The sequence below is a fragment of the Paraburkholderia sp. GAS41 genome (assembly GCF_050436545.1).
Classification (GTDB): domain Bacteria; phylum Pseudomonadota; class Gammaproteobacteria; order Burkholderiales; family Burkholderiaceae; genus Paraburkholderia.
Genome location: NZ_JBNDMK010000014.1, coordinates 19,201 through 31,711, shown reverse-complemented (window position 1 = coordinate 31,711; position 12,511 = coordinate 19,201). Strand labels below are relative to the sequence as shown.

The following is a 12,511-nucleotide window of genomic DNA, read 5'->3' as shown; positions in this document are numbered from 1 at the left end:
ACGGAGTGGTGAAGTGCGGATTGAGCCGGAAGGCAATAGTCAGCATTATGGGCAATCCTTGCCTCATCCGTCCAACTGGCGCCATGACGGCGCCCGCCACGTCAGCCCCGGCGCCGTCCCCTGCCCAACCTGCACAACCTGCTCAAGCCCGTTCGAGCAACGCCATTTCCCGCACGATCACCAGCAGCACCGAAAGGCTCGAACCACCCGATGCACGCAGATCGGCCAGCAGACGCGCATAGCGTTCGAGCGGCGCGGCGCGTTTTTCCTGCCACGTTTCGACCAGTTGATCGGGCGTGGAGGCTTCGTCGGCCCCGGCCAGCGCGCTCGTTGTCAGGGCCCGTTTGAGGCGGGCCAGTTCGGCAAGCGCGGCGGCACGCGCCAGCGTGTCCCAATGGGTCGGCGTGGCCAACGCATTCGCCCGCTCGCCGATCCAGCCGTAGTTGAGGAGCGTGCCGAGCTCGAAATACACCCCTGCCACCCGTTCGAGATTCTTGCCGCAGCGGGCCGCCACCTCGGCAATGTCGAGCACCGCAGCCGAGATCTCGCCGCTCGCCACCCGCACCGCGAGTTCGCTATCCACGCCCGCATCCACGAGGATTCGCTGACGCTCCGACAGCGCTTCCAGATCGGCGGCCGGCAACAGCGCCGGCCATTGCGAGGCGAGCCGTTGTGCCGCGTCGCGGCAACGCGTCAGCAGGTCCGTGGTGTCGCTGACGGCGCCGGATTGCAGTTGCCGCAGGAACCACAGCGCCGCGCGCTCGACGAGCCGCGCCACCTCGACAAACATGCTTGCCTGGACATCGTCGGCCACCCGGTTGTCGAGCGCATCGATGTTGCGCCACACGTCGTCGAGATCGAACACGTCGCGCGCCATGATGCAGGCCCGCACGATATCGCCTGGCTGCGCATCGGTCTCCTCCATGAGCCGATGGACGAATTCGCAGCCTACCCGGTTGATCAGCGCATTGGTCAGATACGTGGCAAGGATTTCGCGCCGCAGCGGATGACGATGCATCGGCTCGCGGAAGCGCTGCCGCAACGGCTTCGGAAAATAGTCGATCAGCATGCTGCTCACCAACGGGTCTTCCGGCATGTCCGATTCCAGCAGCGCGTCGTATAGCCACATCTTGCTGTAGGCGAGCAGGACCGCGCGCTCCGGCGAGGTCAAGCCTTGTTTTGCGGCTTGCCGTTCCGCTATTTCCTCGTCGGTCGGCAAAAATTCGATCACGCGATTCAAACGCCCCGCGCGTTCGAGCCAGCGCATGAAGCGCGTCTCCGCATCGAACAGTTCGACGCTGTAGCGCCCGGCAATCGACAGCGCCTGGGTCTGATAGTAGTTGTCCTGCAGCACCAGCAGGCCGACTTCATCGGTCATATCGGCGAGTAGCGCATTGCGTTGCTTCTCGGTCATCTCGCCGTCTTTCACCACGAGGCCGAGCAGAATCTTGATGTTGACTTCGTGGTCCGAACAATCGACGCCGGCTGAGTTGTCGATGGCGTCGGTATTGATACGGCCTCCGCGCAATGCAAACTCGATACGTCCCAGATGCGTGAGTCCGAGGTTGCCGCCCTCCGCCACCACCTTGCAGCGCAGCTCCGCGCCGTTGACGCGTAGCGCGTCGTTGGTGCGGTCGCCCACCTGCGCGTTGGTCTCACGGCTCGCCTTGACGTAGGTGCCGACACCGCCGTTGTAGAGCAGATCCACCGGCGCCTGCAGGATCGCGCGAATCAGTTCGTTCGGCGCAAGCGCAGCAGCATTGATGCCGAGCACGGCCTGCATGGCGCTCGACACCGGTATCGTTTTCGCCGTGCGCGGAAACACGCCGCCGCCAGCGGAAATCAAGGCAGGATCGTAGTCGGCCCAGCTGGACCGTTCGAGGATAAACAGGCGCCCGCGCTCGGCCAGACTGGTGGCGGGATCGGGTTGCGGATCGAGAAAGATATGCCGGTGATCGAACGCGGCCACCAGCCTGATATGCGGCGACAGCAGCATGCCGTTGCCGAACACGTCGCCCGACATGTCGCCGACACCCACCACGCTGAAATCCGTGGCCTGGGTATCGACGCCCATCTCGCGGAAATGCCGCTTCACCGACTCCCAGGCGCCGCGTGCCGTGATGGCCATCTTCTTGTGGTCGTAGCCGACCGAGCCGCCCGACGCGAATGCATCGTCGAGCCAGAAGCCGTATTCCTGCGAAATGGCATTGGCGTAATCGGAAAACGTCGCGGTGCCCTTGTCCGCCGCCACCACCAGATAAGGATCGTCGGGATCGTGCCGCACCACGTCGGGCGGCGGCACGATCTCGTTGCCGGCCAGGTTGTCGGTCAGATCGAGCAGCCCGCGCAGGAAGGTCTGATAGCAGGCGATGCCCTCGCGCAGCCACGCTTCGCGGTCGCTGGCCGGCGGCGGGTTCTTCACCACGAAGCCGCCCTTGGAGCCAACCGGCACGATCACCACGTTTTTCACCATCTGCGCTTTCATCAGGCCGAGCACTTCCGTGCGGAAGTCCTCGCGCCGGTCGGACCAGCGCAAGCCGCCCCGCGCAGCACGTCCGCCGCGCAGATGCACGCCTTCGACGCGCGGCGAATATACCCAGATTTCAAACATCGGTTTGGGTTCAGGCAGGCCCGGCACCTGGGCCGGATTGAACTTGAGCGACAGATACGGCTTCGGACGCCCTTCCTGATCCAGCCGATAGTAATTGGTGCGCTGGGTGGCCTTGATGACGCCGAGAAACTGCCGCAGGATGCGGTCCTCATCGAGATTCGGCACCTGATCGAGCGCGGTATCGATCCATTTGAGCAGCAACTCCACGTGCGCTTCGCGGCTGGCGCCGAGCGCCGGATCGAAGCGCGCCACGAACAGTTCGACCAGCTTGCGGGCAATCGTGGGATTGCCCGTCAGCGCGCGCTCGATGTAAGCATCACTAAACGTTGAGCCGACCTGGCGCAGATACTTCGCATAGGCGCGCAAGATCGTCACTTCGCGAGCCCCAAGCTGCGCACGCAGCACGAGCCGGTTGAAATCGTCGCTTTCGATCTCGCCGGTCCAGACCTGCTCGAAGGCGTCTTCGAAGAGCTTCTTCACGCGCTCGATGTCGAATTCGGTATCGTCCGCGAGTTCGAGGCCGAAGTCGTGAACCCACGCGGGCGTCGCGTCGAGCGCTTCGATCAGGTAGGGCCGCTCTTCATCGACGCGCACTCCGAGATGCTCGAGCATCGGCAAGCTGCGCGACAAGGCGATCGGATGTCCTGCGCGATACACCTTGAAGCGAAACGCACGCGGTCCGGACTCGATGGGACGGTACAGGTTCATCGCAATCCGTTCGCTGCCTTGCAGGCGTTCGATCAGTTCGATGTCGCGCACCGCCGTACGGGCCGGATAATCGTCACGGTAACCGGCGGGAAATGAATCGGCGTAGTGCTGCAGCAGCCGGTTGCCCTGCTCCTCGCCAAACGCATCGAGCAGCGCGTCGGCCAGATCGTCCTGCCAGCGGCGCGTCACCTGCACCAGCCGCGCCTCGAGTTCACGGGTGTCGACGTCCGGCATCGCGCCCGGTTCGGCGTGCACGACGAAGTGAATCCGCGCGAGGGTCGACTCCGAAAGCAAGGGCGTAAATTCGACGCTCGCGCCGTTGAATGCTTCGGTGAGCAGATTGGCGATGCGCCGCCGCAAGTCGGTGTTGTACTTGTCGCGCGGCACGAACACCAGACACGACACGAAGCGGTCGAAGCGATCGCGCCGCACGAACAGCCGGGTGCGCTGATGCTCCTGGAGACGCAGCACGCCGAGCGCGATGTCGTAGAGCTGGTCCTCTTCGGCCTGAAACAGTTCGTCGCGCGGATAGGTTTCGAGCACCGTCACCAGCGATTTCGCCAGATGCCCCTTCGGCAAGAAACCGGCCCGCCGCACGATGTTCGCGCACTTGCGGCGCACAATCGGAATCTCGGCCGCGGACACAAAATAGGCGGTCGACGTATACAGGCCGATAAAACGCCGTTCGCCGATGGTCTTGCCATCCGCGCCGGTCAGCTTGATGCCCACGTAGTCGAGATAGCCGGGGCGGTGCACGGTGGCGCGCGAGTTCGCTTTGGTCAGGAAAATCGGCGAGGCGCCGGTGATGATCTGCGCGGCCGCGGCCGGCAACGGCGTCACGTCGGCCGCGCCAATGGGCCGCAACGTGTCGCGCAGAATACCAAGACCCGATTCCGGCAGCGCGCGCAGACCGAAGCCCACATCGTGCGACACCAGTTCGTAGTCGCGCTGACCCAGGAAGGTGAAGTGGTCGTCCGCCATCCATTCGAGGAAGGCCCGCGCTTCGGCAGCTTCCACGCCGCTTTCGCGCGCTTTCATATCCTTGATGGTGGCGCGCGCGATCTCGACGATCTTCGGCCAATCCTCCACCGCCGCGCGCACGTCGCCGAGCACTTTGGCGATATCGTCCCGCAGTCCGTCCAGCTTGGCAGCGTCGCCGCAGCGATCCACTTCGAAGTGAATGAACGAAGCCAGTTGCGATTGCTTGTCGCCTGCATCTTCCGCGCCCTGCCCGACCCGCACGATGCTGCCATCCGCGCCGCGCCAGATGCGAAACACCGGATGCACCACCGAATGCAGCGCAAGCCCCAGCCGGTTGACCGCCATCGAGACCGAATCGACCAGAAACGGCATGTCGTCGTTGACGATTTCGATCACCGTGTGATCGGAATGCCAGCCGTGCTGTTCGAGGATGGGGTTATAGACGCGCAGCCGTTGACTGCCGGGAACGAAACGCTGCGCCGTTTGCCAATGCGCCAGCGCGGCGCCATACAGATCGGCTATCGCCCGGCTTTGCAGATCGTCGGCGTCGACGAAGTCGTAATAGTGACGCAGGAAAGGCTCGACGATGGCAAATGCCGGTTCTGGCAATCGTCCATGAGCGAATTCGACGACATCGTTCAGCAGGTGCGCAACGGATTCTTCGTTCTTCGCTTGCATGATCTCCTCCACGACGGGCGGCAATCAACGGAAATGGCACAACCGGATTATGCGCCAGCTAGCCCAAAAGGCATTGTGCGCGCGCACAACACCTGCCGCGCGCCGGATGAATCCGGCGTATGCCGAGGCGTGCCGACGGGTTCCATGACGCGGTGCGGCGGCACCCTCCTCTATCGATTCCGATGCACCGTAATGTGATCTATCGAACAGATTTTTTTCGGCCTTTTAAACGTAACGGAGTCCAAAGCAGTTTATATAATGTACAGCCCATGATGCGTAAATGTCACATCCCAGGGTTCGCCTCATTAGCGTCCATGCGATGGATACGCTAGTCTTTTATGGCCAGCCTCAGAGGCGATTAGCGGATAACAAAAGTCAGGTATTTAGTAAAACCGACTATATCTCCATGCGTCTCGTCAGGCGCTCCACGATGAAGCTGGACCGTGGTGCTCATGGTGATGCCCGTTCGTGCCGCAGCGCTCAGGGATCTGATGTCCCTCCCTGGCTTGTTGTCGAAACTTTGCCGGGGGATATTCAAGCCGGATCATGGGAGAGGGAACCATGAAGAGCCTGCCATATCGACGCATCGGTGCCATCAGCTATGCAGCGCTGCTGCTGTTCAATGCAGAAGCGCACGCGCAATCGCTTGAGACACAAGCCGCGCAGGCTGCCCAGGCTTCGCCGGCCGACCAGGCCAGCATCAACGCGTTGCGCGACGAACTCAATCAACGGATTCAGGAGCTCGATGCGATCAAGCGCAAGCTCGCCGACGAAGAGGCGAACTTCGCGCGACTGAGTCATGCACTCGAGCCAAATAAGCTCGACACGGAGCGTGGCACCGGTGGAGAAGATGCCAACGGGCTACCGCTTGGCAACGCAGCGCCAGCGGCCCAGGGGGCGGCTCCAGCAGCGAACGCGCAGAACGCGCAGAATCCCACCAATGTTGCCCAGCAGCCTGCCCAGCCGGTCGGCGAAGCACCGATCGAGGACTCGCGTCCGCCTGCCGTGGCACCGATCTTCGACCAGCCGGGCGTGCTCACACCAAAGGGCACGCTGGTCGTCGAACCATACTTCCAGTTTGCGTACTCGTCGGAGAATCAGCTTTCGCTGGTCGGGTACACGATCATTCCCGCGCTGCTGATCGGGCTCATCAATGTGAGCGAGGTGAAAACGACCACGTTGACGGGCGGCCTTGCGTTTCGTTATGGCCTGACGAATCGTCTGGAATTCGAAGTCCGCGTACCTTACGTGTACCAGACCAACGATACGGTGGCCCGGCAGATCTTCACCGGCGCCGCGGCTAACAGCGTGATCAGCAGTAACGGTAACGGCATCGGCGACGTTGAAATGACGATGCGTTATCAGCTCAACGAAGGCGGCCCCGACAAGTTCTACTATGTCGGCTGGCTGCGCGTGAAGACCGCCACCGGCAAGAGTCCGTTCGACGTCGTGACCGACTGCGTCACGACCTGCGTGGCCAATACAACCGGAACCGGTTTGCCGCTGCAGCAACCGACCGGATCGGGCTTCTGGGCGGTCCAGCCAGGTCTCACCTGGCTCTTCCCGACCGACCCGGTCGTGTTCTTCGGCAACTTCAGCTATCTGCACAACTTCGGCAAAGGCGAGAGTCTCACGCTCGTCAACGGCGTGCAGGAGAACCTCGGTCACGTCCAACCGGGCGACATCTGGGATTTCAGCGTCGGCATGGGCCTCGCGCTGAATGAGAAGGCCTCGGTCAGCCTCGGTTACGATATGGACATCGTTCAGCCCACTTCGGAGAACGGCCAGACCGTGGTCGGCTCGGTACGGGAAATTCTGGGCACCCTGTTGATTGGCTATTCGTATCGGCTGACGCCGAAAACCACCCTCAACTTTTCGATCGGCGCCGGGCTGACACGCGACACGCCTGACGTGACGCTCACTCTGCGCGTGCCGATGTCCTTCTTCTAAGTCATCCTGAGTGATTTTCTCGCAGCAGACGCGGACCCTGAACCGCTATCGGGTGCGCACGGCGCCGATCAGCGCGCTGTTCAGCGTCTGACCGAGATTCATTGACTTGAACGCCGATAGCGAATTGACGGTGGTGTTGATGGTCGTCAGCGCCTGAATCTGCTGATTGCTCAACGTGTTCTGAATGACCGCGCCAGTCACGCCAGGCAGCCCGCCCGGCTGCACGGTGTTGCCCAGTCCGTTCTGAACCAGCGCGCCGGCGTTGGCATTCATGAGCATCTGGGCCTGCTGCGGGGTCATCTGCGCAATGTTCGGAATGTTGAAGCTCGTCGACGTGACGAGATTGCCGTTCACGAACGCCTCCCGCGTAATGCCGAACGACACCACAAGGCCGGAGCCTGCGTCGAAGCCGCCGCGCATATCGTCCAGACGGTTTTCGTTGACTGCAACGAGATCAGCGGAGGCCCAAGCCGGATCGGCATCATCTATTTTCGCTGCGCGCGGCGTGACCGCGTCTGCCTGGTGTTCGACGGCTACGTCAGGTGTTTGAGTACCCGTGTCCGCGGACTGAATGCGATGCGCCGCCATCGTGATGACATCGACAGTGCTGCCGAGTTTCAATACCGCCTGGTCGCGCGGCCTTTGAGCGGTTGCGGGTGGGGTGGGTACGTCTGCTACGGGTGCGGCAGGTGTCACGTGTGGGAGTTCTACTACCTTTGCCACTTTTGCCGCGCTCGGGACGTCTACAGCATCCGCCACTTCTGCCACATGCGGAACGTCTACAACATCCGCTACCGCTGCCACGCGCGGAACGTCTGCAACATCAGCTACTTTCGCAACGTCCTGGACGTCTACAACATCCGCTGCTTTCGCAACGTCCTGGACGTCTACAACATCCGCTGCTTTCGCCACATGCGGGACATCTACACCATCAGCCACATCTGCCACGTGCATGGTATCCGCAACATCCGCCACGTTCGATGCAAGACTAACCGTCACCGGCGTAGCATCGCCTGAGAGCGCGATACTCGCCTTCACCGCATGCGCATCGTCAGACTCTGCGCTTGCGACCGCCGGCCCACCGGAAGACTCCACCGGCACCGATGCGATATCCAGCGCAGGCGCGGAGTCCAACATGGCATACGCCGTCACGGGCGCCTTATCCGGCAACGTCACATCCGTTACATCCACCGCGGAGCCCTGCGGCGCACTCAGCAACGGTATGATCCGCCCAGATGTGACCATCGGCGAATCGCTGCCCATCGCACCGGCGCCCAGCGAGGACATTCCACCGCACACCACCGTAACGATGCGCGCGAGCTTCAGGTGTTCAGGTTTCATCATGGTTCTCAGAATTCGCCCGGGCCGAGTTTCGGTACCACCACGGTGAACAGACCTTCGCGAGGAATGCCCGTATATAACGGCGCATCCGGCGCGACATGCCAGTCACTCGCATCGTTGAACGTCGCCTGCTCATGCCTGTTGTGAATCACGAACAGCACACGGTCTTGCCACTTTTCCATGAAACTTTCTTTCGACATCGCCCGTGTGCCGGTGGCCGGATCGCCGATCAGAACGCGTCCATTGCGCAAGCCCTTGATCACGACGAAGTGGTGATAGCCGTGCTCGACGATCAGCACGATGGCCGGCGTCTTGGTCTGCTCGAGTTTTTCCAGCGGCGCCTCATAGCCATCGGCCGCGAAGTCGTGCGCCAGCAAAAAGTTGCGAATGTCGAGCAGAGAGAACCCTTCCTTGCGGATCTTCGCCTGATTGCCGTGCTCGTACATCTCGCCGAAGGCCTGCTGCTCGGTCACCGGAAAATGGTATTGATAGGTGAGGAGCGTCGCCACCGCCGCCGAGCCGCAACTGAAGTCGTACTGCTGCCTGATGGTCCGCTTGAAGCGCGCCTCCTTCAGGCTCGTCACGTGCAATGCGTAAAAGCTGCCCGACGCGTCGACGACATCGATCGGATCCGCGATAGCGGCCGACGTCGCCAGCCCGCACGAGAGCGAAAGCGCGATGCACAGAGCGAGGGGTTTCATCGCTCAATTCCCAAAGCGTACATTCAGCACGGTTGCGTTCTGGATCAGCACGTTGGCCCCGGTATTCTGGATGACCGTCGGCAACCCATTGGAGTTGGTGAACGAACCGTCGCTGATCGAGTTCGAACCGGTCTCGACCTTGTAGGCCGAGTTGCTGGCAACCGAACCGGTGAGATAGTTCTGCCCGATCAATGCATCGCCACCGCGATGTTCGTCGAGCTGATCATTCGACATGGCGACCCCAAAGCCATTCTGCGACGCCGGCTGCACAGCCGTTGCACTGGCGGTGGTCCCGGACGGGGTTGCAGAAGCGTCGGCCGCAGAGGTGGCGGTCGTGGAAGCGGGCGCGGGTATGACGAACACATGCGCACTCGCGGTTGCCGCCGGTCCCTCAGCCGTTGCGACGGCTTGCGCCGGTGGCGGTGGAGAAGCCGGTTCGTCAGCAGCCTGCGCAGCGAAGGGGGCCATCACCATCACGACGGGTAGTACCAGCAGCGAAATGCTCTTTCGCGCTTGCATGGGTGTCTCCTTGGTCTGCGGGCAGTCAGCAGCAACTGCACGAAGGCCGGATATCCGTTGGTTATCTTCGAGCGGCGCCGGGCGAAAGGGCGGCCGGGTGTCGAACCTGGCCGCCTGATCCTCCTGACGGTGGGGAAGTGCCGTGTGACGTCGGTGAACGTCCCACGGCAGATTCCCCCGGGCAATCACATACAGGTCACGCTGACTCAATGTCCAACAGTCAGATTGGCCTGGACAGTAACCGCCTGTTGCACGAAGGACGCAGCACCGCTGGTCTGGTTCATCACCGATATGCCCGCTGCCGACTGTGCTGCCGCCGTCATCGTATTGCTCATATCGAACGAACCCGCATTGACGCTGTTGCCACCGCCTGCGCCTCCCGCTCCGCCTACACCACCGTTGCCAACACCACCGGTTCCGGTCGCGCCTGCGGCGCCTGCCACACCTGCCGCGCCTGCTCCACCTGCGCCTCCGGTCCCGCTGCCATTGCTGGCCGTCGACATCGAGCTGCCATTGGTACCGCTACCGCCGGTACCCGTGCCGCCCGCGCCGCCTGCGCCCGCCGACGCCGACGCTGCGCCGCCGGCCCCGCCCGTACCAGCACCTGCGCCGCCGGTCGCCGCGACGGCGCCAGTCGTCCCAGCACCGGCAGTGCCGGTTCCGGCCCCGCCAGCGCCAGCGCCCGCTCCGCCTGCGCCACCTGCTCCGCCTGCGCCGCCTGCCGAGTTCGCGGCCGCACTTGAGGTCTTGCCAGCGTTCGCGGAACCACCATTGCCGCCGCCGCCGCCACCACCGCCCTTGCCGCCGTTGCCGCTATCGCCACCACCCAGACCGATAGCGGAACCGCCGCCGGCTGCGCTCGCACTAAGCGCCGATCCGCCACCGCCCCAGCCGTTGCCGCCCTGCGTGCCGCCGGCGCTGGCTGAACCGCCTTTGCCGCCGTCGCCGCCATAGCCGGTACCAGCCGTGGCACTGCCGTTCTTGACGTTGCCTGCGCTTGCGCTGCCGTTCTTGGCTGAGCCGCCATTGCCGCCGTTGCCGCTGTTGCCGGCATTGCCGCCATTGCCGCCGTAGCCATCGCCGCCATAACCGTTACCGGCCTTGCCGCCGCTACCACCAGATGCGTTACCCCAGTTGCTGGCAACGTTGCCGATACCCGATACGCCGAGGTGCGTCACCGACCCATCCAGCTTGCTCAACGCAACGACCGTCGAGTTGTTGAAGGAGTCCTGAGTGACACTCGCATTCGCAGCGACTTCGTTGGCGTTGTCACCGGTCGTCGACCCTTGGGTGTTGGTTGCGGATGCGGTCAGACTGTTGGCCCCGCTGGTAGACGACTGATCGCACGACTTCGTGCCGTCAGCACACGGATTGGCCATTGCGTACCCACTGCAACCCAGCGCCAGGGCTACAGCGGTCGCCATTAGAGTTTTTCGCATTACAGCCTCCTGAGGACTAGTGGCCGACAGTCAGATTTGCCTGAACAGTAACGGCCTGCTGTATAAGCGACGCCGCCCCGCTGTTCTGGTTCATGACCACGATGCCGGCTGCCGATTGAGCTGCGCCCGTCATGGTGTTAGCCATGTCGAACGTACCTGCCGTCACAGCGTTGGCTCCGCCCGCGCCGCCGGCTCCGCCGACGGCACCATTGCCCACGCCGCCCGTGCCCGTGGCACCCGCGCCGCCTGCACCGCCAGCTGCGCCAGCCGCACCCACACCACCGGTTGCGCTGCCGTTCGATGCCATGGTGCTCGCGCCGCCGTTGGTCGCGCTGCCGCCGGTGCCCGTGCCGCCTGCACCGCCTGCCGCCGCCGTGGCGGTTGCTGCACCGCCATTGCCGCCAGCGCCAGCGCCTGCTCCGCCGGTGCCCGTAACCGCGCCAGTCGTTGCTGCGCCACCGGTACCCGACCCAGCGCCGCCCGTGCCGCCGCCCGCGCCGCCTGCTGCGCCTGCTGCGCCCGCACCGCCTGCCGACGTTGCCGTCACCATCGAGCTGTCGCCAGCAGAACCGCCGCCGCCGTGCCCGCCGGATCCGCCGCTGCCGCCTGCGCCGCCGCTGCCGCCTACCCCGCCGCCGCCAGCCGCAGCCCAGCCGCCACCTGCGAGGCTACCTGCTGCTGCGTAGCCGCCCGAGCCGGAGCCGCTGCCGCCTTGCGTGCCGCCGGCATGCGCTGAGCCGCCTGTGCCGCCGTTGCCCGCAATGCCCTTGCCGGCCGTTGCGCTGCCGTTGGTTGCACTGCCTGCCGTCGCGCTGCCATTGTTCCCGTTACCGCCGCTGCCGCCGCTGCCGCCAGCGCCGCCGTTGCCGCCACTGCCACCAGCCGCGGAGCCGCCCCAGCCGGAACCACCTTTGCCGCCACTTCCGCCGGTTGCGTTGCCATAGTTGGTGGCGTAGTTGCCGATCCCGGACACGCCGACGTTACTGACGTAGCCGTCGAGCTTGCTCAGTGCAACTACTTTGGTCGTGTTACCGGAGTCCTGCCAGACGCTAGCACCAGAAGCAATCTCATTGGCGTTGCTGCCAGTTGTGCTCGTTTGAGCCGAGGTTGCGGTGCTCTCGAGGCTGTTGTTACCCGTACTACTTTTCTGATCACAGGACGACTGGGTGTCACTACATGGATTTGCCATCGCGTAGCCACTGAACCCTAAAGCCAAGGCCGCAGCGGTCGCCAGTAAAGTCTTTCGCATGAAATCCTCCTGATGGGTCAATCGGGGGTGGGCTTGGCCGACTGCACCAATCCGCCGCACCACGATGCATAGGCGATGCCATGCACGTAACGCATTGAAATAAAAGGAGAATTTGCCGTTGTGACAGCGTGGGAATTTTTTCTTGGGGTTTTTACCTGTATATTTTGTTTCTCGGATGCAACGCCCAAAAGCCGCATCACTCAGGTATAAAGTCTATGTGCGTTCGCACAAACATTTTAATTCAAACTGTTATACGCGATCCTTAATGCAAGACAATAAAATTAAAAACGTTTCTATTTTGACATACGTAATTGATGAGAAGAAACCGGATAGA

At 63.0% G+C, this 12,511-nt stretch carries 7 protein-coding genes; 1 reads left to right on the top strand and 6 read right to left on the bottom strand.

All coding sequences use genetic code 11. The features are described from left to right. Positions 1-142: 142 nt before the first annotated feature. The gene (locus P3T43_RS19625) at positions 143-4,978 is read right to left on the bottom strand and encodes an NAD-glutamate dehydrogenase (RefSeq protein WP_429282700.1); all 4,836 of its coding nucleotides are present in this window, start codon (positions 4,976-4,978) and stop codon (positions 143-145) included. A gap of 561 nt (positions 4,979-5,539) precedes the next feature. Here P3T43_RS19625 and P3T43_RS19620 point away from each other — a divergent pair. After that, positions 5,540-6,928, top strand: a complete 1,389-nt coding sequence (locus P3T43_RS19620) for an acetate kinase (protein ID WP_429282699.1) — start codon at positions 5,540-5,542, stop codon at positions 6,926-6,928. Positions 6,929-6,973: 45 nt separating this feature from the next. Here the strand turns inward: P3T43_RS19620 and P3T43_RS19615 are convergent, their stop codons facing one another. The 5 genes from P3T43_RS19615 to P3T43_RS19595 form a co-directional block, all read right to left on the bottom strand. Beyond that, on the bottom strand, positions 6,974-8,272 hold the full coding sequence (locus P3T43_RS19615; RefSeq protein ID WP_429282698.1) for a hypothetical protein: 1,299 nt from the start codon (positions 8,270-8,272) through the stop codon (positions 6,974-6,976). Positions 8,273-8,277: 5 nt separating this feature from the next. Continuing rightward, positions 8,278-8,970: a C39 family peptidase gene (locus P3T43_RS19610; RefSeq protein ID WP_429282697.1), complete on the bottom strand. Its 693-nt coding sequence runs from the start codon at positions 8,968-8,970 to the stop codon at positions 8,278-8,280. Positions 8,971-8,973: 3 nt separating this feature from the next. After that, the gene (locus tag P3T43_RS19605; protein WP_429282696.1) at positions 8,974-9,489 is read right to left on the bottom strand and encodes a hypothetical protein; all 516 of its coding nucleotides are present in this window, start codon (positions 9,487-9,489) and stop codon (positions 8,974-8,976) included. Positions 9,490-9,695: 206 nt separating this feature from the next. Further along, positions 9,696-10,928: a hypothetical protein gene (locus P3T43_RS19600; RefSeq protein WP_429282695.1), complete on the bottom strand. Its 1,233-nt coding sequence runs from the start codon at positions 10,926-10,928 to the stop codon at positions 9,696-9,698. Positions 10,929-10,944: 16 nt separating this feature from the next. Continuing rightward, positions 10,945-12,177 (bottom strand): hypothetical protein, encoded by a 1,233-nt coding sequence (locus P3T43_RS19595; protein WP_429282694.1) that lies wholly within the window; start codon positions 12,175-12,177, stop codon positions 10,945-10,947. Between the last annotated feature and the right edge of the window lie 334 nt (positions 12,178-12,511).

What these genes read in the sequence shown, in the direction of transcription:
- P3T43_RS19620 (WP_429282699.1), top strand. Translation starts at nt 5,540, where the DNA reads ATGAAGAGCCTGCCATATCGACGCATCGGTGCCATCAGCTATGCAGCG.
- P3T43_RS19610 (WP_429282697.1), bottom strand. Translation starts at nt 8,970, where the DNA reads ATGAAACCCCTCGCTCTGTGCATCGCGCTTTCGCTCTCGTGCGGGCTG.
- P3T43_RS19605 (WP_429282696.1), bottom strand. Translation starts at nt 9,489, where the DNA reads ATGCAAGCGCGAAAGAGCATTTCGCTGCTGGTACTACCCGTCGTGATG.
- P3T43_RS19595 (WP_429282694.1), bottom strand. Translation starts at nt 12,177, where the DNA reads ATGCGAAAGACTTTACTGGCGACCGCTGCGGCCTTGGCTTTAGGGTTC.
- P3T43_RS19625 (WP_429282700.1), bottom strand. Translation starts at nt 4,978, where the DNA reads ATGCAAGCGAAGAACGAAGAATCCGTTGCGCACCTGCTGAACGATGTC.
- P3T43_RS19600 (WP_429282695.1), bottom strand. Translation starts at nt 10,928, where the DNA reads ATGCGAAAAACTCTAATGGCGACCGCTGTAGCCCTGGCGCTGGGTTGC.
- P3T43_RS19615 (WP_429282698.1), bottom strand. Translation starts at nt 8,272, where the DNA reads ATGATGAAACCTGAACACCTGAAGCTCGCGCGCATCGTTACGGTGGTG.